Genomic DNA, 21,787 nt, shown 5'->3' with positions numbered 1-21,787 from the left:
CTGACATCGACGCCCCGGGCGGGAGGGAGACACTCGGTCTCCCTCCCGCCCGGGGCGTTTTCGGGATGTCAGGCGCTCAGGCGGGCGATCGCCTCGGCGGCGGGGAGTTCTTCGCGCTCGCCGGTGCGGCGGTCCTTGAGTTCGAGGACGCCTTCGGCGGAGCGGCGGCCGGCGACGAGGATCTTGGGGACGCCGATCAGTTCGGCGTCGGTGAACTTGACGCCGGGGGAGACGCCGGGGCGCTCGTCGACGAGGACGCGGAGCCCGGCGGCGGCGAGCCGCTCGGCGACGTCGAGGGCCAGTTCGATCTGGACGGCCTTGCCGGCGGCCACGACGTGGACGTCGGCGGGGGCGATCTCGGCGGGCCAGCAGAGGCCCTTCTCGTCGGCGGTCTGCTCGGCCAGGGCGGCCACGGCGCGCGAGACGCCGACGCCGTAGGAGCCCATGGTCACCCGGGTGGGCTTGCCGTTCTGGCCGAGGACGTCGAGCTGGAAGGCGTCCGCGTACTTGCGGCCGAGCTGGAAGATGTGGCCGATCTCGATGGCGCGGTCGAGCTTCAGGCCCGTGCCGCAGCGGGGGCACGGGTCGCCGTCCTCGACGACGACGACGTCGGCGTACTCGTCGACGGTGAAGTCACGCCCGGCGACGACGTTCTTCGCGTGGACGCCGTCCTTGTTGGCGCCGGTGATCCACGCGGTGCCTGCGGCGACCCGGGGGTCGGCGAGGTAGCGGACCTTCTCCAGGCCCTGCGGGCCGACGTAGCCGCGCACCAGGTCGGGGCGGCCGGTGAAGTCCTCGGCGGTGACGAGCTCGACCTGGGCGGGCGCGAGGTGGTCGGAGAGCTTGCCGAGGTCGACCTCGCGGTGACCGGGGACGCCCACCGCGACGATCTCGCCGTCGACCTTGACCAGGAGGTTCTTCAGGGTGGCGGAGGCGGGCACGCCCAGGTGCTGGGCGAGGGTCTCGATGGTGGGCGTGTCGGGGGTGTCGATCTCCTCGGCCGCCGGGTGCTCGGCGGTCTCGGCCGCGGCGGCGGTGAAGGTCACGGCCTCCGTGTTGGCCGCGTACTCGCAGGAGGGACAGTCGGCGAAGGTGTCCTCGCCGGCCGCGGCCGGGGCCAGGAACTCCTCCGACGCGGAGCCGCCCATCGCGCCCGAGACGGCGGAGACGACACGGTGGTCGAGACCGAGCCGCTGGAAGATCTTGATGTACGCCCCGCGGTGGAGCGCGTACGACTCGGCCAGGCCCTCGTCCGTGGTGTCGAAGGAGTACGAGTCCTTCATCAGGAACTCGCGGCTGCGCAGGATGCCCGAGCGCGGGCGGGCCTCGTCGCGGTACTTCGTCTGGATCTGGTAGAGGGTGACCGGCAGGTCCTTGTAGGACGTGCACTGGTCCTTGACGAGGAGGGTGAAGATCTCTTCGTGGGTCGGGCCGAGCAGATACTCGGCGCCCTTGCGGTCCTTGAGCCGGAACAGCTCCGGGCCGTACTCCTCCCAGCGGCCGGACGCCTCGTAGGGCTCCTTCGGCAGCAGGGCGGGGAGCAGGACCTCCTGCCCGCCGATCGCGTCCATCTCCTCGCGCACCACGCGGGTGACGTTCTCCAGCACCTGCTTGCCGAGCGGCAGCCAGGACCAGATGCCGGCCGCGTTGCGCCGGACGTAGCCCGCGCGGACCAGCAGTTTGTGGCTGAGTGTCTCGGCGTCCGCGGGGTCGTCGCGCAGTGTCTTGACCATCAGACGGGACATGCGCTGGACCTGGGCTGCCATGGGGAACTCTCCTGCGTCAAGAAAGGGTGGTGTCCGAGAGGTTAGCCGGGCGGCGGGTGAGGGCGGAAATCAGTTGTCGCGCAGGAGGGGCAGCCGGGCCCCCATCACGGCGTACGGACTCGGCGCGCTGGGGAACAGGACACGGCGGGCGAGGTCCTCGTACCCCAGCCGGCGGTAGAGGCCGCGGGCCGGTGACTCGATGTCGATCGCGGAGAGGATCGAGCGGGGCTCGTCCGCCGCGTCGGTGATCGTGGTGATCAGGGTGCGGCCGATGCCGCGGGCCTGGAAGGCGGGGTGGACATGGAGTTCGGTGATCACGAAGGAGTCCGTGAGCCACTCCTCGTCGCCGGTGCGGCGCAGATAGGGCTCCACGATCGTGGACCACCAGTGCCTGCGGTCGTTCGGCATGCCGTAGACGAAGCCGACGAGCCGGCCGGTGGCGGTGAGCGCGCCGAGCGCGCGGGCCCCGGGCGTCAGGAGATGCCGGTGGACGATGTGGCGGCGCACCTCGATCTCGTCGGCGGTGAGCCCGAAGGCGAGGGCCTGCACCGCGAGGGCCTCGTCGATGCGGGCGCTGAGGTCGACCGGCTCGACCACGACATCGGGAAGGGCTGCCATGGGCGGAACCCTACTTGCCGCCGTCCCGGGCCGGGACGGCGCACTGGGGAACGGTCAGAACAGCACGCTCATGAAGGCGCCGGTCTCCTCGAAGCCGACACGGCGGTACGCGGCCCTCGCGGCGGTGTTGTAGTCGTTGACGTACAGGCTGACGACGGGTGCGACATCGGCGAGGGCGTAGCGCAGTACGGCGGCCATACCGGTCTCGGAGAGTCCGCGGCCCCGGAACTCGGGGTCCACCCAGACGCCCTGGATCTGGCAGGCCTGGGTGGTCGCGGCCCCGATCTCGGCCTTGAAGACGACCCGGCCGTCCTCGATGCGGGCGAAGGAGCGGCCCGCGCCGACCAGCTCGGCGACCCGGGCCTGGTAGAGGAGTCCGCCGTCCCCGGCCATCGGCGAGACGCCGACCTCCTCGGTGAACATGGCCACGCAGGCGGGCATGATCACGTCCATCTCGTCCTTGCGGATCCGGCGGACGTAGGGGTCGGGCCGGATGTCGGCGGGGAGCCGGTCGGTGACCATCAGGGGCTGTCTCGGGCGTACGTCCCTGGCGGGGCCCCAGCTGGGTTCGAGGAGCCGCCACAGGAGGGCGGTGGGTTCGGCGGGGCCGACGATGGAGGAGCAGCGGCGGCCGGCCCTGCGGGCTCGGTCGGCGAAGGCGCGGACGGCCTCGGGGGTGGCGCAGATGGGGACGAGGTTGGCGCCGGAGTAGCACAGGGAGCGGAGCCGTCCGTCGGCGTACCAGCCCCACATCTCACCGCCGAGCCGCCAGGGGTCGAGCCCGGCGACCTGGACGCGCGAGGTCACAAAGGCGTTCGCGACGGGCTCGCTCTCCAGGACGGCGAGCGCTGCGCCGAGGTCGCTGGGTTCGAGGACCCGGGTGGTGGTCTGCGTCAACACGAGGGGGCCTCACCTGCTGTCTGCCGATCTCCGCACTGTACCCGCCAGGTGGGCCGGGTGCCGAGCGCACAGCGGGGCCCCGCTCGCGCGACGGCGCGGGCGGGGCCCCGGTGGAAGGGTGTCAGCTGATGGAGACGGTGGGCTCCCCGGAGGGGATGCCGTCCTTCTCCATCTGCTCGGCGAGCTTCATCGCCTCTTCGATCAGGGTTTCGACGATCTTGGACTCGGGCACGGTCTTGATGACCTCGCCCTTCACGAAGATCTGTCCCTTGCCATTGCCGGAGGCCACTCCGAGGTCGGCCTCGCGGGCCTCGCCGGGCCCATTGACGACACAGCCCATGACGGCGACGCGGAGCGGCACCTCCATGCCCTCCAGGCCCGCGGTGACCTCGTCGGCGAGCTTGTAGACATCGACCTGGGCGCGGCCGCAGGACGGACAGGAGACGATCTCCAGCCGGCGCTGGCGGAGGTTGAGCGACTCCAGGATCTGGATGCCGACCTTGACCTCTTCGGCCGGGGGCGCGGAGAGGGAGACGCGGATGGTGTCGCCGATGCCCTCGCTGAGCAGCGCGCCGAAGGCGACGGCGGACTTGATGGTGCCCTGGAAGGCGGGGCCGGCCTCGGTGACGCCGAGGTGCAGCGGGTAGTCGCACTGGGCGGCGAGCTGGCGGTAGGCGTTGACCATCACGACCGGGTCGTTGTGCTTGACCGAGATCTTGATGTCCTGGAAGCCGTGCTCCTCGAAGAGGGAGGCCTCCCAGAGGGCGGACTCGACGAGCGCCTCGGGGGTGGCCTTGCCGTACTTCGCCAGCAGCCGCGCGTCGAGCGAGCCGGCGTTGACGCCGATGCGGATCGGGGTGCGGGAGGCGGAGGCCGCCGCGGCGATCTCCTTGACCTTGTCGTCGAACTGCTTGATGTTGCCGGGGTTCACCCGGACCGCGGCGCAGCCGGCGTCGATGGCGGCGAAGACGTACTTCGGCTGGAAGTGGATGTCGGCGATGACCGGGATCTGCGACTTGCGGGCGATCACGGAGAGCGCGTCGGCGTCGTCCTGGGTGGGGCAGGCGACCCGGACGATCTGGCAGCCGGAGGCGGTCAGCTCGGCGATCTGCTGGAGGGTGGCGCCGATGTCGGAGGTCCGTGTGGTCGTCATCGACTGCACGGAGACGGGGGCGTCGCCGCCGACGGCGACCGAGCCGACCTGAATCTTCCGGGTGACCCGCCGGTCGGCGAGTTTGGTCGGAACGGAAGGCATACCGAGAGAAATCGCGGTCATGTGCTGTGCAACCCCAAGGTGTGGATCGAGGTCCCGAATCGGCGGGCTCCAGGGTTCGAGATTACGGCACCTCGGTTACGACAAGCACATCGCGCGCGGAGAATCCGCCGGATTGATGAGCGGCCGGGCACCGGGAGCGCCGTGTGCCCGGCCGGGTGGGGACCCGTCGGCGGATCAGCTGATCTTGACCGGGTTGACGATGTCCGCGACGAGCACCAGCAGGGTGAAGCAGATGAAGATCCCCGCGACCACATAGGCGACCGGCATCAGCTTGGCGACGTCGAAGGGGCCGGGGTCGGGCCGCTTGAAGAGGCGGGCGACCTTGCGGCGGGCGGACTCCCAGAGGGCTCCCGCGATGTGTCCGCCGTCCAGCGGCAGCAGCGGCAGCATGTTGAAGAGGAAGAGCGAGAGGTTGAAGCCCGCGAGCAGCAGCATGAAGCTGGCCACGATGTTCTGGGTGGGGACGTCGAGGTTCATCACCTCGCCGCTGATGCGGGCCGCGCCGACGACGCCGACCGGGGAGTCGTCCTTGCGTTCGCCGTCGCCGAAGGCCGCGTTCCACAGGTCGGGGACCTTGGCGGGGAGCGCGATGATCGACTCCACCCCGTTCTCCAGCATGCCGCCCATGCGGTCGACGGAGTCGGGGAAGGAGAGCGGCATGATCTCGGTCCTGGCGGCGAAGCCGAGGTAGCCGGCCTCCACGAACTTGCCGGGGACGACCTCGCCGTCGGAGTCCTTCGCGACGACCTTGTTGGTGATCAGGTCGGCGCGCAGGGTCTGCCGCTCGCCGTCGCGCTCGATGGTGACTTCGGCGCTGCCGGTGGTGTCGCGGATCAGGCCGGAGAGTCCTGCCCAGTCGTTCACCGGCTTGCCGTCGAAGGCGACGATCTTGTCGCCGACCTTGAGTCCGGCCGCCTCGGCGGGGGACGCGGGGTCGCCGGGGGCGCACTTCGTACGGTCCTCGCTCTGCGCGATGACGCACTGGGGGACGCCCGCGACCTCGGTGGTCTGGGTGGCGAAGCCGAAGCCCATGGCGACGCCGAGGAAGATCGCGACGGCGAGGATCAGATTCATGAACGGCCCGGCGAACATGACGATCACGCGCTTCCACGGCTTGCGCGTGTAGAAGAGCCGCTTCTCGTCGCCCGGCTGGAGTTCCTCGTACGCGGCGGTCCTGGCGTCCTCGATCATGCCGCGCCAGGGCGAGGTGGAGCGGGCCTCGACCCGGCCGTCCGCGCCGGGCGGGAACATCCCGATCATGCGGATGTAGCCGCCCATGGGGATGGCCTTGACGCCGTACTCCGTCTCGCCCTTGGTGCGGGACCACAGGGTCGGGCCGAAGCCGACCATGTACTGGGGGACCCGGATGCCGAAGAGCTTGGCCGTCGAGAGATGGCCCAGCTCGTGGAAGGCGATGGAGAACAGCAGCCCCACGGCGAACAGCGCTATGCCGAGGACCGTCAACAGCAACGTCATGCGCGCGCCTCCGCTGTGGCTTTGCCTGCCAGTTCCCGGGCCCTGGCCCGGGCCCAGCTCTCCGCTTCCAGGACGTCCGACACCGTCAGCGGAGTTCCCCCGGTGGGCGCTCCGTGTTCGGCGACGACTTCGGTGACCGTATCCATGATTCCGTTGAACGGCAGCCGTCCGGCGAGAAACGCGTCCACGCACTCCTCGTTCGCGGCATTGAACACCGCCGGGGCGGTGCCGCCCAGCTCCCCCACCCGGCGGGCGAGTCCCACGGAGGGGAAGGCCTCGGTGTCGAGGGGGAGGAATTCCCAGGAGGAGGCCTTGGTCCAGTCGAAGGACGGGGCCGCGTCGGGGACCCGCTCGGGCCAGCCGATGCCGACCGCGATCGAGCCGGTCATGTCGGGCGGGGTGGCCTGGGCGATGGTGGAGCCGTCGGTGAACTCCACCATCGAGTGGACGTACGACTGGGGGTGGACGACGACCTCGATGCGGTCGAAGGGCACGTCGTAGAGGAGGTGCGCCTCGATGACCTCCAGGCCCTTGTTGACCAGGGTCGCGCTGTTGACCGTGATCACCGGGCCCATGGCCCAGGTGGGGTGGGCGAGGGCGGCGGCGGGGGTGACGTCGGCCAGCTCGGCCCGGGTGCGGCCGCGGAAGGGGCCGCCGGAGGCGGTGACGATCAGCTTGCGGACGTCGGCGCGGGTGCCGGCGGCCAGCGACTGGAAGATGGCGGTGTGCTCGGAGTCCACCGGGATGATCTGGCCGGGCGCCGCGACGGCCTTCACCAGCGGCCCGCCGACGATGAGCGACTCCTTGTTGGCGAGGGCCAGGGTGCGGCCCGCCGTGAGCGCGGCGAGGGTGGGCGCGAGGCCGATGGAGCCGGTGATGCCGTTGAGCACGGTGTGGCACTCGGAGGCCGCGAGTTCGGCGGCCGCCGTCGGCCCGGCGAGGATCTCGGGCAGCGGCTCGGAGCCGTACTCGGCCGCCAGCGCCTCGCGCAGCGCGGGGACGGCCTCCTCGCGGGCGACCGCGACCGTCTCGACCCGCAGCCGCCTGGCCTGCTCCGCGAGCAGCCCGACCCGTCCGCCGGCGGCGGAGAGCGCGGTGACGCGGAAGCGGTCGGGGTTGCGCAGGACGAGGTCGATGGCCTGGGTTCCGATGGAGCCGGTGGAGCCGAGGACGACGATGTCCCGGCGCCCTTCGGTCGGATCGAAGGCGAGGTGCGGGTCGGCGAGGGGAGATGGGCTGTCGCTCATCCCCCCATTGTGGCCGTAAAGACACCGCTCCAGGACAGCGGTGCCGGTACGGGGTGCCTTCGGGGGCCGGAGACGGTTCGGGGACGGGTCGGAGGCGGCCAGGGGACGGCCCGGGGACAGGGCGGAGACGGGGCGGGGACGGGTCGGGGCGGTCAGGGGATCGGGCGGTGGACGTTCTCCTCGGCGGAGGGGCCCGGGGTGGCGTCCGCGATCCAGGGGCCCTCGCCGCTGGGGTCGACGATGCCCTCCTCCAGCCAGGTGTACCGGCCCGAGAGCACCCCTTCCACGACCCGGTGGTCGATGTCGTCGGTGTTCGACCACAGCCGGGTGAACAGCTCCTCCACCCGGATCCGGGCCTGCCGGCAGAACACGTCGGCCAGCTGGTACGCCTCCCGTCCCGGCCCGTCCCCGCTCCGCAGCAGCTCCGCCCGCACACAGGCGGCGCTCATCGCGAAGAGTTCGGCCCCGATGTCGACGATCCTGCCGAGGAAGCCCTGTTTGGTCTCCATCCGGCCCTGCCAGCGGGACATCCCGTAGAACGTGGAGCGGGCGAGCTTGCGGGCCGAGCGTTCAACGTACCGCAGATGGACGGCGAGGTCCGGGTGGCCCTTCGGGTGGAATTCGCGGTACGAGCCCGGCAGCCCGCCGGGGCCCGCGACCAGCTGGGGGAGCCAGCGGGCGTAGAAGGCGGTGGCCCGGCCGCCCGCTCTGGCCCTGTCGCCGAGCGGGACATCGGGGTCGATGAGGTCGCCGGCCACCGAGAGATGGGCGTCGACCGCCTCGCGGGCGATCAGCAGATGCATGATCTCGGTGGAGCCCTCGAAGATCCGGTTGATGCGCAGATCGCGGAGCAGCTGCTCGGCCGGGACCGGGCGCTCGCCGCGGGCCGCGAGCGAGTCGGCGGTCTCGAAGCCCCGGCCGCCGCGGATCTGGACCAGTTCGTCGGCCATCAGCCAGGCCATCTCGGAGCCGTACAGCTTGGCGAGGGCCGCCTCGATCCGGATGTCGTTGCGGTCCTCGTCGGCCAGCTGGGAGGAGAGGTCGAGCACGGCTTCGAGGGCGAAGGTGGTGGCGGCGATGAAGGAGATCTTCGCGCCGACGGCCTCGTGCCGGGCGACCGGTCTCCCCCACTGCTCACGCTCCGCCGACCATTCACGGGCGATTTTCAGACACCACTTCCCCGCGCCCACACACATCGCGGGGAGGGAGAGACGCCCGGTGTTGAGGGTGGTGAGGGCGATCTTGAGACCCGCGCCCTCGGGGCCGATGCGCTGGGCGGCCGGGACCCGGACCCGGTGGAAGCGGGTGACGCCGTTCTCCAGGCCGCGCAGTCCCATGAAGGCGTTGCGGTGCTCGACGGTGATGCCCTCGGAGGCCGCCTCGACCACGAAGGCGGTGATGCCGCCCCGGTGGCCCTCGGACTCCGGGACCCGGGCCATCACCACCAGGAGGTCGGCGACGACCCCGTTGGTGGTCCACAGCTTCACGCCGTCCAGGACGTAGTCGTCGCCGTCGGGCACGGCCGTGGTGGCCAGCCGGGCGGGGTCGGAGCCCACATCGGGCTCGGTGAGGAGGAAGGCCGAGATGTCGTGACGGGCGAGGCGGGGCAGGAAGGCGGCCTTCTGCTCCTCGGTGCCGAAGGTCTTCAGCGGCTGTGGCACACCGATCGACTGATGGGCAGAGAGCAGCGCGCCGACGGCCGGGCTGGCCGAGCCGATCAGGGCGAGGGCCTTGTTGTAGTACACCTGGGTGAGACCGAGACCGCCGTACTTGATGTCGATCTTCATACCGAGCGCGCCCAGCTCCCTGAGCCCGTTGATCACCTCGTCGGGGATACGGGCCTCGCGCTCGATGAGCGCCCCGTCGATCCGGGTCTCGCAGAACTCCCGCAGCCGGGCGAGGAACTCCTCGCCGCGCCGGACGTCCTCGGCGGCCGGGAGGGGGTGCGGATGGATCAGATCGAGCCGGAAACGGCCGAGGAACAGCTCCTTGGCGAAGCTCGGTCTGCGCCAGTCCCGCTCCCGGGCGGCCTCGGCGACCTGCCGCGCCTCCTGCTCGGTGACCTTGGGGGGCCGGTTCTTCTCCAGTGGGGCGGTCATGGGGTTCACCTCGCCGCGAGTCGGGATTCCGGGCGTCGGCGGGCGGGGCCACAGGGCCTCCATCGGCCGGGTGCTACCCATCCGTACTATCCGATTCCGGGCGGGTCCACCAGCCCCCGGGGGCAGTCGGGCGAACGGGCGGGGAGTCCGGGGTACGGAACTGCGGAACGGAACAGGCCGGAGCCCCCGCACAGCGGGCTCCGGCCTGTTCCGTGACTCTCGTACCTCTTCGTGCCGCTCGTACCTCTTCGTACCGCTACAGCGCGAGGCCGGTGAGGACGAGCACCCGCTCGTACGTGTAGTCGGCCATCGCGGAGGCGACGCCCTCACGGCCGGTGCCGGACTGCTTGACCCCGCCGTAGGGCATCTGGTCGGCGCGGTAGGAGGGAACGTCGCCGATGATCACGCCGCCGACCTCCAGCGCCCGGTGGGCGCGGAACGCGGTCTGGAGGTCATGGGTGAAGACGCCCGCCTGGAGGCCGTACGGGGAGTCGTTGACCGCGGCGAACGCCTCGGCCTCGCCGTCCACCCGGGTGACCGTGAGGACCGGGCCGAAGATCTCCTCGTCGGCGATGGTGACGCCGGCCGGGACCTCGGCGAGGACGGTGGGCGCGTAGCTCGCCCGGTCGCGGACGCCGCCGGTGAGCAGCTTGGCGCCGGCCGAGACCGCCTCGTCCACCCAGGACTCGACGCGCCGGGCGGCGTCCTCGCTGACCAGCGGGCCGACATCGGTGGCGGAGTCGGACGGGTCGCCGGTGACCTGGGCCTCGACGGCCGCGACGATCTTCGGCAGCAGCCGGTCGTGGACGGCGGTGTCGACGATCACCCGCTGGACCGAGACACAGGACTGGCCGCCCTGGTAGTTGGAGAAGGTGGCGATGCGGCCGGCCGCCCAGTCGAGGTCGGCCTCGGACGCCCAGTCGCCGAGGACGACGGCCGCGCCGTTGCCGCCCAGCTCCAGGGTGCAGTGCTTGCGGGGCACCGAGTCCATGATCGAGTAGCCGACCGGTCCCGAGCCGGTGAAGGAGATCACCGGCAGGCGCTCGTCCTGGACCAGGGCGGGCATCCGCTCGTTGGGGACCGGCAGCACCGACCAGGAGCCCGCCGGCAGCTCGGTCTCGGCCAGCAGCTCGCCCAGGAGCAGCCCGGAGAGCGGGGTGGCCGGGGCGGGCTTCAGGATGATCGGCGCGCCCGCCGCGATGGCCGGGGCGACCTTGTGGGCGCTCAGGTTCAGCGGGAAGTTGAAGGGCGAGATGCCGAGGACGACACCCCGGGGGATACGGCGGGTGAGGGCGAGCCTGCCGACGCCGCCCGGGTCGGTGTCCAGGCGCTGGGCCTCGCCGCCGTTGAAGCGGCGCGCCTCCTCGGCGGCGAACCGGAAGACGGAGACGGCGCGGCCGACCTCGCCCCGGGCCCACTTGACGGGCTTGCCGTTCTCGGCGGAGATCAGCAGGGCGATCTCCTCGGTGCGCTCCGCGAGCCGCCGGGAGACATGGTCGAGCGCGGCGGCGCGGACATGGGCCGGGGTGGCGGCGAACTCGTCGCGGACGGCGTACGCGGCGGCGACGGCCTCCTCGACCTGCGCCTCGGTCGGGATGGAGACCTTGCCGACGAGACGTCCGTCCCACGAGTTGGTGACGTCGAAGGAGGTCTCGCCGGTGGCCTGGCGGCCGGCGAGCCAGAAGGCGTGGGTGGAGGTCATGTCCCGGCCCTTCCGAAGTAGATGGGGTGAGCGGATGCGGTGCGTCCGACCACGGTAGGACCGGAAGGGCGTTCCCGCGTTTGTCCGGGGTGGAGTGGTCGGCGGGCGCTTCCCTACGCTTTGGCGCGGACCGGGTACGAGGAGTCCGGGTCGGCCTACTCGCCCGGCCGCTCGGCGGCCGGGGCCGACGCGGTCTTCAGCGCCAGCCACAGTTCCATCCGTACGTCCGGGTCGTCCAGCGAGCGGCCGAGGATCTCCTCGACCCGGCGCATCCGGTGGCGCAGCGTGTGGCGGTGGACCCCCAGGTCGGCGGCTGCGGCGTCCCACTGCCCGTGGCGGGAGAGCCAGGCCCGCAGCGAGGCCGTCAGATCGCCCCGGCCCTTGGCGTCGTGCGCGCGCAGGGCGCTCAGCGTCCCGTCCGCGAAGGCGCGCACCGCCTCGTCGGCGAGGAGGGGCAGGAGCGGGCCCGACGCCAGCTCCTCGTGCGCGACCAGCGCCCGGCCGCGCCGGCGGGCGACCGCGAGGGCCGCTTCGGCCTGCCGGTACGCGGCGGCGGCCCCTTCCGGCCCGGCGGGGGCCGAGAGCCCGAGGACGGCGGCCCCCGCCGGACCGCCCGTCTCCCCCGCCCCGTACGCGGCGAGGCAGGCGGCGAGCACCGCGCCGCCGTCGGCGGCGAGCGCCACGAGGCGCTCCTCGCCCTCGGGGACGGTGAGGACGGTCTCGCCCGCGCGGGAGGCCGCCGAGTCGAGGAGCTCGGCGAGCGCGGGCGCGGGTGCGCCTTCGGCGATCAGCAGCCGGAAGGGGTGGTCCAGCAGGGTGCCGTACAGGTCCCCGGCGACGGCGCGGGCGTGCTCCGTGCCCTCCGAGAGCAGCATGCGCAGCACCGCCGCGCCGAGGCGCTGTTCGGCCCGCTGGAGGGAGCGGGAGCGTTCGGTGGCGAGGGTGAGCAGGGCGACGGCGGAGTGCACCGCGTACCGCTCGGCGGTGCCCAGCGGCGCTCCGGTGCCGACCGCGAGGGCCCCGCGCACCCGCCGGCCGGTGCCCAGGGACTGGAGTTCCACCCGGTCGTCGCCGGTGTCCGCGACGACCGCGCTGGCGGGCGCGGGGCGCTCGCGCAGCCGTGCCACGTCGTCGGTGAGCCGGGCGGCGCGGCGGCCGGCCCAGTCGGGGGCGGCGGCGAGGACGGCTCCGGAGGCGTCGTAGAGCGCGGCCCAGCCGTCGACATGGGCGGCGAGCCGGGCGACGACCGCGCCGGGGCCGTCGGCGAGGGCCGCCCGGGTCAGCTCGCGCTGGGCCTCGAACCCGGCGGTCACCGCGCGGTAGGTGTCGGCCGCGATCGCCGCCGAGACGGCTTTGCTGATGGCGAGGAAGGGGGTGCGGCGGGGGACGGCGAGGAGCGGGAAGCCCTCCTCCCGGGCGGCGGTCAGGAGCGCGTCCGGGATGTCCTCGTAGAAGACGCCGACGGCGAAGCCGAGCCCGACGACGCCCGCGCGGTCCAGTCGGCGGACGTAGCGGCGCATGGCGTCGGCGTCCTCGGCGTCCAGGGTCATCGCGGTGACGAGGAGGAGTTCGCCGCCCTCCAGATAAGGGACGGGGTCGGCCAGCTCGCTGACGTGCGCCCAGCGCACCGGGGTCGCCAGCCGGCTCTCCCCGGCGCGCGCGGTGAGCTTCAGCGACGGGTGCTGGAGCAGGGAGGCGAGGGTGGGCGGCATGGGACCTTCAGTGACCTGGGGGGTTTCCGGCGGGGCCGCCGTCCCGTATGAACGGCTTGCTTCGATTCTGCCAGCTCATAGGCGTCCGCCGGTTATGTCCTCAGGTCCACGAGCAGGGGCGGTGTGTGCTCTCCGCGTACGGTCGTCAGGGAGAGCACCGCGTGTCCCGCGGGCACCTGGTGCGCGAGGTCCGAGGCGGACCAGCGGGCGCGCTCGACCTCGCGGACGGTGACCGCCTCGGCGGTGACCGCCCGGCCGGTGACCAGGCGGCGCATCAGGTGCATCGCCTTGGTGAGGGGCTCGTCGGAGACGATCTGCCGGTTGGTGACGTCGCGGGTCTGCACCCACTCGGTGCCCCAGGCCTCGGCGAAGCGGTTGCCGTCCCAGGGGGCGAGCCCGGCGAACGCCATCCGGCAGCCGACCGCGCCGAGCAGCGGGCCGCGCAGCTGCTCGGGCACGTCCTCCAGGGTGCGCAGGGCGAGGAGGACTCCGGCGTTGGCGGAGCGGAGCCGCTGGATGGCGCGTACGGAGTCGGCGGTGACGGTGTGCGTGGCGTCGTCGAGGATCAGCGCGGCGAACAGCGAGCGGTCGGCGCGGCCCAGCACCGCCTCGGTGAACTGGGCGAGCACCAGCCGGGCGACGATCCGGGAGGCCTCGGCGTGGCCGCGCTCGGGGAGGTCGATCCGGACCCGCAGGGGGTGCTCGATGGCGCGCAGCGAGAACTGGCGGCCGCCGCCGTCGGTGCGGAAGGAGTGGGCGAAGGCCGGGCGGTCGAGGAAGGCGATCCGCTCGGCGAGCAGTACGCCGATGTCGTCGGCCCGGGCCGACTGGCGCTCCCTGGCGTCCAGTTCCCTCAGCTGCGCGGCGGCCGCCGGGCCGCCCTTCTCCTCCAGCGCGGCCCTGAGCCCCGCCGTCGCGGCGGGCGCGCCGCCGAGGAGTTCCCGCAGCTCGGGTACGGCGGGGAAGCGTCCGTGGACATACCGGTACGGCCCGATCAGCTGGGCCAGCGCGGTGGCGGCCCGTCCGCTGTCCCCCCCGGGCAGCGTGGCGGCGAGATCACCGACCAGCGCCTCTGCGATCGTCCGGGCCGCCTCGTCCGGGTCGTCGGCCCCCCCGTACAGATCGAGGTCGTGCGTTGACTCCGGCCGCCCCACCGAGATCACCAGATCGAACGCCCCGTCCCCCGCCGGCCCCCCGCCCCCCTGCCCGGCCACCATCACCACCGCCGCCCGGTTCGCCAGCGCCAGCAGACACATCGACTCCACCACCGGCCTCACCAACCTCACACTCTTCCCCGCCCCCGACGGCCCGACAGCCACCAGCGAGGTACCGAGCAACGAGGGGTCGAGGGCGAGGCCGGTGGTGCGGCGGGGGTAGGGGTTGCGGGGGTCGTCGGCGGCGGTGCCGATGCGGACCTGTCCGGAGGCGAGGTCGTGGACGGCGGTGCGGACGGGCAGATCGCGCAGGCCCGAGGGGTGGGCGCAGGCGCCCGCGCCGTGCCGGCGCACCGTCTCGGCGAAGGAGGCGAGCAGGTCCGGCCGTGCCTGGACGCCCTGCCAGGCTCGCCGGATCCGGGCGTAGTCGACATCGCCGAGCGCTCCGGCGCGGGTGGCTTCGGTGAGCTGGTGCGCGATGTCGGAGAGTCCTGCGGAGCGCAGCTCGGGCCACTCGCCGGGGTCCGCCTCCGGGGGCGGCGGAGCCTGCTCGGGGCCGCCGCGCGGGCGCTGGAGAACGGGCCAGGTGCCGACACGCCCCACGACCGCGACGATGGCGAGGGCGAACAGGACGTAGTAGACGCCCGAGGCCCACTGGAGCCACTCGGTGGTTCTCGGCTGGTCCCGCCAGACGCCTTGGATCAGGATGAAGAGGGGCCACAGCGGTACGCCGTAGCGTTTCCAGACGTCGGCCCAGTTCCCGGCCCGTCCCATGCCGACCGAGATGAGGCCGAGGAGAAGGCCGTAGTAAAGGTAGGTGAAGGCGGTGAAGAGTTCGAGACCTTCGGGGTTGTCCTGGTTCCTCCAGGAGTCGGGAAGGGCCCATCGGAGGGGCAGTGTCCACCAGTTGTCGATGAAGATCCACCACCCTTCGAGATAGCGGTGGGTCAGCAGCGACCAGAGCAGCCAGCCGGCGAGGAAGGCGATGAGAGCGCCGCTGAGCAGTTGGCGTCCGGGTACCTGGTCGGACTCTTCCTCGGGGCGGTCCCGGTGGCCCAGTCGCCAGATGCCGGGGGCGGCGGCGGGCCGGGGCATGCGGAGCCAGTCGGCGACGGACGGCCGGGCGGTGGGTGCGTGGCCGGGGACGGGCGGCGCTCCCGGAAGGTTCGGCGGCCCGGCGGGCCGTGGTACCGAACCGGGATGTGTGCCGCGTACGTCGAATGCGCCTTCGGATTCCATCTACTGCTGCCCCCTGACCAGCCAGGCCCGCTCTGTGCACCGTCAATCTAGTGCCCTGGCACGGGCGGTTCACCGATTCTCCCGGTGCGGGAGGGCCCGGGTTCCGGTGCGGGGGCCCGCCGGGGCCCTGTCCGGTGCGGACAAGGGGCCCGGTGGAACACTCCCGAACGGCGCGTGCCGGGGGTTGGGTCGCGGACCTAGCCTGCGGGGGAAGAGTCACAGTCGCGTCCCGAAGACACTCAGGAGCCCGTTATGACCGCGATCCCGCAGGAGCGCCGTGTGGTCACCGCCATTCCCGGACCGAAGTCGGTCGAGCTGCAGGCTCGGCGTGCCGCGGTGGTCGCGGCGGGGGTGGGGTCGGTGCTGCCCGTGTTCACGGCGCGGGCGGGGGGCGGGATCATTGAGGACGTGGATGGGAACCGGTTGATCGACTTCGGTTCCGGTATCGCGGTGACCAGTGTCGGCGCGAGTGCGGAGGCGGTGGTGCGCCGGGCGTCGGCGCAGCTGGCGGAGTTCACTCACACCTGTTTCATGGTGACGCCGTACGAGGGGTATGTGGAGGTCGCGGAGGCGCTGGCCGAGCTGACCCCGGGTGATCACGCGAAGAAGTCGGCGCTGTTCAACTCGGGCGCCGAGGCGGTCGAGAACGCGGTGAAGATCGCTCGTGCGCACACGAAGCGGCAGGCGGTCGTGGTCTTCGACCACGGTTACCACGGGCGTACGAATCTGACGATGGCGCTGACCGCCAAGAACATGCCGTACAAGCAGGGCTTCGGGCCGTTCGCGCCGGAGGTCTACCGGGTGCCGGTGGCGTACGGCTACCGCTGGCCGACGGGTGCCGAGAACGCCGGGGCGGAGGCGTCGGCGCAGGCCATCGATCAGATCAGCAAGCAGATCGGGGCGGAGAACGTCGCCGCGATCATCATTGAGCCGGTGCTCGGCGAGGGTGGTTTCATCGAGCCGGCGAAGGGCTTCCTGCCCGCGATCGCGCAGTTCGCCAAGGACAACGGGATCGTGTTCGTGGCGGACGAGATCCAGTCGGGCTTCTGCCGCACCGGCCAGTGGTTCGCCTGTGAGGACGAGGGCGTCGTCCCGGATCTGATCACCACCGCGAAGGGCATCGCGGGCGGTCTGCCGCTCGCCGCCGTCACCGGCCGCGCCGAGATCATGGACGCCGCGCACGCGGGCGGTCTGGGCGGTACGTACGGCGGCAACCCGGTGGCCTGCGCGGGTGCGCTGGGCGCGATCGAGACGATGCGGGAGCTGGACCTGAACGCGCGGGCCAGGCGTATCGAGGAGGTCATGAAGGGCCGGCTGACCGCGATGGCGGAGAAGTTCGACCTCATCGGCGACATCCGCGGCCGGGGTGCGATGATCGCGATCGAGCTGGTGGAGGACCGGGAGACGAAGAAGCCGGCCGCGGCGGCGACCGCCGCGCTGGCGAAGGCGTGCCATGCGGAGGGGCTGCTGGTCCTGACCTGTGGCACCTACGGCAATGTGCTGCGTTTCCTGCCGCCGCTGGTGATCGGCGAGGATCTCCTCAATGAGGGCCTGGACATCATCGAGCGGGCGTTCGAAGGTCTCTGACCGGCGACGGGACCGGCGACGGGACCGGCGACGGAACCAGCCCGGCCGGTTTCCGTACCCATATCCGAAAGGTCCGAACGTATGAACCGTGAACAGGCGGAACGGTCGCGACCTGTGAAGAAGGTGTGGGGGGCCGATGGCGGGATGGGAATCCGCCTGTCGGTCCTCCCACCCCTGCCGTACGGTTTCTGCAGATGAGAGAAACACCCCGCCCGCAGGAAACCGCGGGCGATTCCGGGTCGGGGCTTCCCCAGCACCGTCCCGGCCGTGCCTTCGCGCACACCACCGGAGCCTCAGGCTCCGGAACTCCTCACCGATCGGACGGCCGCTCGTCCCAAACCCCCCGGGGCGCGCGGCAGCCCGATCAGGCCGGCCGTCTCGGAACCACCCCCCCTGTTCCGAGGCCGCCGGCCTTCTTCACTGCCCTGTTCGGACCGGGTGGCCTGCTGCCGATCATGCTGTGCGCGGCGCTCTTCGCCCTGGTCACCCAGCAGGTCGCGACCGGCGGACCGCTCCGCTCCCTGGACGAGCGAGTCGGCCGGGCCCTCTTCGGCCGCGGCCCGGAGCCGCTCACCGAACTCCTCGCCGACCTCGGCTCCCTCCCGGTCGCGCTGCCGGTGCTCGCCGCGGCCCTCGCGTACACCCTGTGGCGGGACGGCGCGCGCGGACGGTACGAGGCGCTGGCGGCCGTGCTGGCGATGGCCGCCGTCCCCGCGCTCGTCGTACCGCTGAAGGCGCTGATCGCCCGCCCGGGCCCGCTGACCGACGCGACCGGCTATTACCCCTCCGGCCACACCGCGACCGCGATGGTGGCCTACGGCGGCGCGGCCCTGCTGCTCCTCGCGTACCCCCGGCTGGGATGGACGGCGCCCGCCGCCGGGGTGCTGACCCTGGCGACGGGCGTCGGACTGGTGCTGCGCGGCTATCACTGGCCGCTGGACGTGCTCGGAAGCTGGCTGCTGGGCGCGGTGATCCTGCTGGTCAGCTCCAGGTGTACGCGTCGAAGTTCCGCGAGAACTGCCACTGGTTGTAACGGTCCCAGTTGATCGACCAGGTCATCAGCCCGCGCAGCGCGGGCCAGGTGCCATGGGTCTGGTAGGAGCCGCAGTTGGTCTTCTTCGTCAGACAGTCGAGCGCCTTGTTGACCTCGGCCGGCGAGGTGTGACCGCCCGCCGCCTGGGTGGAGGCCGGCAGACCGATGGCGACCTGGTCGGCGCGGAGCGGCGGGAAGATCCGTGACTGGTTGCCCGCGACGGGGAAGCCGGTGAGCATCATGTCGGCCATCGCGATGTGGAAGTCCGCGCTGCCCATGGTGTGGTACTGGTTGTCCAGACCCATGATCGGGCCGGAGTTGTAGTGCTGGACATGGAGCATGGTCAGGTCGTCCCGCAGGGCGTGGATGACCGGGAGATACGATCCGGCGCGCGGGTCCTGGCCGCCCCAGGGCCCGGAGCCGTAGAACTGGTAGCCAAGCTGGACGAAGAAGGTCTCCGGGGCCATGGTGAGGATGAAGTCCTTGCCGTACTTCGCCTTGAGGGACTTGACCGCCGAGATCAGATTGACGACGACCGGGGTGGTCGGCGAGCGGAAGTCCGTGTCACCGGTGTTCAGCGACAGGGAGTGGCCCTCGAAGTCGATGTCCAGCCCGTCGAGCCCGTACTCGTCGATGATCTTCGAGACGGAGGAGACGAAGAGGTCGCGCGCGCCCGTGGAGGCGAGCTGGACCTGGCCGTTCTGACCGCCGATGGAGATCAGCACCTTCTTGCCCGCCGCCTGCTTGGCCTTGACGGCGGCCTTGAACTCGGCGGCGGACTCGACGTTCGGGCACTCGGCGACCGGGCAGAGGCCGAAGCGGATGTCCCCGGAGGTGACCGAGGTCGGTTCGCCGAAGGCCAGATTGATGACGTCCCAGGACTCGGGGACGTCGGCGAGCCGCGTGTAGCCGGAGCCGTTGGCGAAGCTGGTGTGGAGATAGCCGACGAGGGCGTGGGCCGGGAGGCCGCCGCCCGGGGTGCCGCCGGAGGTGGTGGTGACGCTCACCGCGGCCGATTTGGCCGACTCGCCGGCGCTGTTGGAGGCGGTGACCTGGAAGCTGTACGAGGTCAGCGGGGTGAGCCCGGTGACGGTGGCCGAGGCTCCGGTGACCGAGGCGACCTTGGCCGTGCCCTGGTAGACGTGGTAGTCGGTGGCTCCCGCGACCGGGGTCCAGCTGAGCGGTACGGAGGTGGAGCCGGGCGATCCGGCGGTCAGGCCGGTGGGGGCGGCCGGGACCCGGACCGGTTCGCCGCCGGGGCCGAAGAGGGAGATGTCGTCGGCGTGGTAGGCGGCGGTGCCGTACCAGCCGTGGGTGTAGAGGGTCACGGAGGTGGTCGTCGCGCCCGTGCGGAAGGTGGTGGAGAGCTTCTGCCAGCTGGGCGCGGAGGGCGTCCAGGCGTAGACATCACTGGTGCCGGTGCCGGTGACGCCGAGGTAGGAGTAGCCGCCCTGGACCCAGCCGCTCAGGCTGTAGGACGAGTTGGGCTGGACATTGACCGTCTGGGAGCACTTGGCGTTGTCGCCCCCGGCGGGGGTGGCCTTCAGGGCCGAGGCGCCGCCGTGGACGGGTGAGGTGACGGCCGCGCCGCTGCCCGCCGAGCAGCTCCAGCCGGTGAGCCCGGCCTCGAAGCCCCCGTTGACGGCGAGTTCGCTGTCGGCGGCCCGCGCGGTGCCCGCGGTGGCGACGATCCCGCCGAGGGTGAGGAGGAGGGCCGAGAGAACGGCCGTCCATCTGCCCCGGCGGCCCGGGGAGCGGCGGCCCCGGGCGCTTCCTCTGAACCGGTCCGTCCTGCGATCTCTGGTGCGTTCCACGACTGCCTCCGTGCATGGGGGGTGGGAAGTGGGAGCGCGGACAATTTGGTCCAGACCAATGGGGTTGTCAAGGCTTTGGACAGACTCGGCGGACAAACATCGCACGTTCACTCACCCCCGCTGCCGTTCCCGCTCGCGCCCTCGCCCCGGGCCAGGTCCGCCGCGGCCTCGTGCATCGCCAGCTCCAGCAGCGCCGGATCGTTGAGGGCGCCGGAGCCGTCCGGCGCGATCAGCCAGTGGATCCCGCCGCCGGCCGGGCGGCCGGGATGCGGGACCACGATCCAGGTGCCCTCGCCCGCGCCGCGCACACCGGTCCCGATCCAGCGGTCGGCGGTGCCCGGCGGTACGAAGAAGCCCAGCCGGGCGTCCTTGACGTCGGCGAGCACCGGCCCCGGCCGGTGGACCAGCCGGCTCAGCACCTCCAGCGCCCGGTGCCCGAGCCGGCCGGGCAGGATCAGCACGTCCCAGCGCCGGCCGGCGGGCAGCAGGGCGATCCCCAGCGGGTCGCGCTCCCACCGCCACCGGCAGGCACCGGGGTCCGGCGCCGCCGATACCAGCCACTCCACCGCTGCCTTGGCCCCCGAACCGGTCATCTCCCGGCCTCCGTCCCTGATTCCGTGTGGTGTCCGTCGGCGCTGTGCGCGCCGTCGCACTCAGAGAGCGGGCCGGGCCCGGGGTATGACGCGGGTTTCTGCTACTCGTTGGTAGAAAACTTGGCGGGAAGCAGGAAGCGGGGCGCGAGGCGCGGGTCAGCTGTCGAAGCCCAGCCCCAGCCGGTCCAGGGTCCGCAGCCAGGCGTTGCGCCGCCCGCCGTTCGCGTCCGCCCTGGCCAGCGACCACTGGGTGATCCCGATCCCGGCCCAGGCGAGAGGCTCGGGCGGGAACGGCAGCGGCTTGGTGCGCACCATCTCCAGCTCGGTGCGCTCGGTGCGCTCCCCGGCCAGCAGATCGAGCATCACCTCCGCGCCGAAGCGGGAGGCCCCGACGCCCAGCCCCGTATAACCGGCGGCGTAGGCGACCCGGCCCCGGTGGGCGGTGCCGAAGAAGGCGGAGAAGCGGGAGCAGGTGTCGATCGCGCCGCCCCAGGCATGGGTGAAGCGGACCCCCTCCAGTTGGGGGAAGCAGCGGAAGAAGTGCCGGGCGAGCCGGAGATGGGTCTCGGGCCGGTGGTCGAGATCGGGGCGGAGCCGGCCGCCGTAGGGATAGACCGCGTCGTAACCGCCCCACAGGACGCGCCGGTCGGCGGTGAGCCGGAAGTAGTGGAACCGGTTGGCCGCGTCGGCCAGCCCCTGACGGCCGTGCCAGCCGATCTCCGCGAGCTGCCCGGCGGTGAGCGGCTCGGTCGTCAGGGCGTAGTCGTAGACCGGGACGGTGTACAGGCGCACCCGTCTGACCAGCGAGGGGAAGATATTGGTGCCGAGCGCGACCCGGCGGGCGAAGACCCGGCCGCGGGGAGTGCGGACGGCCGTCCGGGCACCGGCCGAGGCGAGTTCCAGGGCTCGGGTGTTCTCGTGGATCCGTACGCCGAGACCGAGGCAGGCGGATTTGAGGCCCCAGACGAGCCGGGCGGGATTCAGCATCGCGGTGCCGCGCCGGTCCCAGAGCCCGCCGAGGAAGGTCGGGGAGTTCACCTCGGCGCGGAGGGCTTCCTGGTCGAGCGGCCGGAGGCCGTCGAGTCCGAGCGATCGGGACATCTCGTACAGCTCGGCCAGCTCCGCCAGCTGGTGCGGCTCGGTCGCGATGTCGATGGCGCCGGTGCGCTCGAAGTCGCAGTCGATGGAGTACGCGGCGACCGCCGCCTCGATGGCGTCGAGATTCCGCTCGCCCAGCCGCTCCAGGGCGCCGATCTCCCCGGGCCAGCGGGCGAGACCGTTGCCCAGCCCATGGGTGAGAGAGGCGGAGCAGAAGCCTCCGTTGCGGCCGGAGGCGGCCCAGCCCGTCTCCCGGCCCTCGATCAGCACCACCTCCCGGGCGGGGTCGCGCTCCTTGGCGAGCAGCGCGGTCCACAGTCCGCTGTAGCCGCCGCCGACGACCAGGAGGTCGCAGTGCGCGTCGCCGGTGAGCGCGGGTTCGGGCGCGGGTCTCGCGGGGTCGTCCAGCCAGAAGGCGAGGGGCCGGGCGTCGGAGAGGGACGAGGCGAAGGTCATGGCGGCTGGGGCCATGG

At 72.2% G+C, this 21,787-nt stretch carries 15 protein-coding genes; 2 read left to right on the top strand and 13 right to left on the bottom strand.

The window, feature by feature from the left end:
- Window positions 1–68: 68 nt before the first annotated feature.
- From IE247_RS23520 to IE247_RS23475, 10 genes are all read right to left on the bottom strand, one after another.
- Window positions 69–1,766, bottom strand: a complete 1,698-nt coding sequence (locus IE247_RS23520) for a proline--tRNA ligase (protein ID WP_190125232.1) — start codon at window positions 1,764–1,766, stop codon at window positions 69–71.
- Window positions 1,767–1,835: 69 nt separating this feature from the next.
- A complete protein-coding gene (locus IE247_RS23515) occupies window positions 1,836–2,384 on the bottom strand; it encodes a GNAT family N-acetyltransferase (protein ID WP_190125231.1) in 549 nt (182 codons plus the stop codon).
- Between the two features lie 54 nt (window positions 2,385–2,438).
- Window positions 2,439–3,281, bottom strand: a complete 843-nt coding sequence (locus IE247_RS23510; protein ID WP_190125279.1) for a GNAT family N-acetyltransferase — start codon at window positions 3,279–3,281, stop codon at window positions 2,439–2,441.
- Window positions 3,282–3,405: 124 nt separating this feature from the next.
- Complete coding sequence (gene ispG, locus IE247_RS23505) at window positions 3,406–4,560, bottom strand: flavodoxin-dependent (E)-4-hydroxy-3-methylbut-2-enyl-diphosphate synthase (RefSeq protein ID WP_190125230.1); 1,155 nt, start codon at window positions 4,558–4,560, stop codon at window positions 3,406–3,408.
- A gap of 174 nt (window positions 4,561–4,734) precedes the next feature.
- On the bottom strand, window positions 4,735–6,036 hold the full coding sequence (locus IE247_RS23500; RefSeq protein ID WP_190125229.1) for a M50 family metallopeptidase: 1,302 nt from the start codon (window positions 6,034–6,036) through the stop codon (window positions 4,735–4,737).
- Complete coding sequence (gene dxr, locus IE247_RS23495) at window positions 6,033–7,283, bottom strand: 1-deoxy-D-xylulose-5-phosphate reductoisomerase (protein ID WP_190125228.1); 1,251 nt, start codon at window positions 7,281–7,283, stop codon at window positions 6,033–6,035. The genes IE247_RS23500 and dxr overlap by 4 nt, the downstream gene beginning before the upstream one ends.
- Before the next feature lie 152 nt (window positions 7,284–7,435).
- Window positions 7,436–9,382, bottom strand: a complete 1,947-nt coding sequence (locus tag IE247_RS23490; protein ID WP_190125227.1) for an acyl-CoA dehydrogenase family protein — start codon at window positions 9,380–9,382, stop codon at window positions 7,436–7,438.
- 256 nt (window positions 9,383–9,638) lie between these two features.
- Window positions 9,639–11,084, bottom strand: coding sequence for an aldehyde dehydrogenase family protein (locus IE247_RS23485; RefSeq protein WP_190125226.1), 1,446 nt, complete (start codon window positions 11,082–11,084; stop codon window positions 9,639–9,641).
- A gap of 155 nt (window positions 11,085–11,239) precedes the next feature.
- The gene (locus tag IE247_RS23480) at window positions 11,240–12,796 is read right to left on the bottom strand and encodes a PucR family transcriptional regulator (RefSeq protein ID WP_190125225.1); all 1,557 of its coding nucleotides are present in this window, start codon (window positions 12,794–12,796) and stop codon (window positions 11,240–11,242) included.
- 92 nt (window positions 12,797–12,888) lie between these two features.
- Window positions 12,889–15,189: an ATP/GTP-binding protein gene (locus IE247_RS23475; RefSeq protein ID WP_190125224.1), complete on the bottom strand. Its 2,301-nt coding sequence runs from the start codon at window positions 15,187–15,189 to the stop codon at window positions 12,889–12,891.
- Window positions 15,190–15,441: 252 nt separating this feature from the next.
- Between IE247_RS23475 and gabT the strand changes: the two genes are divergently transcribed.
- Complete coding sequence (gene gabT, locus IE247_RS23470; RefSeq protein ID WP_190125223.1) at window positions 15,442–16,776, top strand: 4-aminobutyrate--2-oxoglutarate transaminase; 1,335 nt, start codon at window positions 15,442–15,444, stop codon at window positions 16,774–16,776.
- Between the two features lie 194 nt (window positions 16,777–16,970).
- Window positions 16,971–17,822, top strand: coding sequence for a phosphatase PAP2 family protein (locus tag IE247_RS23465; protein ID WP_190125222.1), 852 nt, complete (start codon window positions 16,971–16,973; stop codon window positions 17,820–17,822).
- On the opposite strand, the gene IE247_RS23460 is transcribed toward IE247_RS23465, so the two are convergent.
- From IE247_RS23460 to IE247_RS23450, 3 genes are all read right to left on the bottom strand, one after another.
- Window positions 17,758–19,623, bottom strand: a complete 1,866-nt coding sequence (locus IE247_RS23460) for a chitinase (RefSeq protein ID WP_190125221.1) — start codon at window positions 19,621–19,623, stop codon at window positions 17,758–17,760. The two genes, IE247_RS23465 and IE247_RS23460, sit on opposite strands and share 65 nt — an antisense overlap.
- Window positions 19,624–19,730: 107 nt before the next feature.
- Window positions 19,731–20,216 carry a bifunctional DNA primase/polymerase gene (locus tag IE247_RS23455; RefSeq protein WP_190125220.1) on the bottom strand — a complete coding sequence of 162 codons (486 nt, stop codon included), beginning with the start codon at window positions 20,214–20,216 and terminating at the stop codon, window positions 19,731–19,733.
- Window positions 20,217–20,372: 156 nt separating this feature from the next.
- Window positions 20,373–21,785: an NAD(P)/FAD-dependent oxidoreductase gene (locus tag IE247_RS23450; protein WP_190125219.1), complete on the bottom strand. Its 1,413-nt coding sequence runs from the start codon at window positions 21,783–21,785 to the stop codon at window positions 20,373–20,375.
- Window positions 21,786–21,787: the final 2 nt, after the last annotated feature.

The organism is Streptomyces inusitatus, from assembly GCF_014651115.1.
Taxonomy (GTDB): domain Bacteria; phylum Actinomycetota; class Actinomycetes; order Streptomycetales; family Streptomycetaceae; genus Streptomyces; species Streptomyces amakusaensis.
Note: the sequence above shows the minus strand (reverse complement) of the source record. Positions and strands in the feature narration are given on the sequence as shown.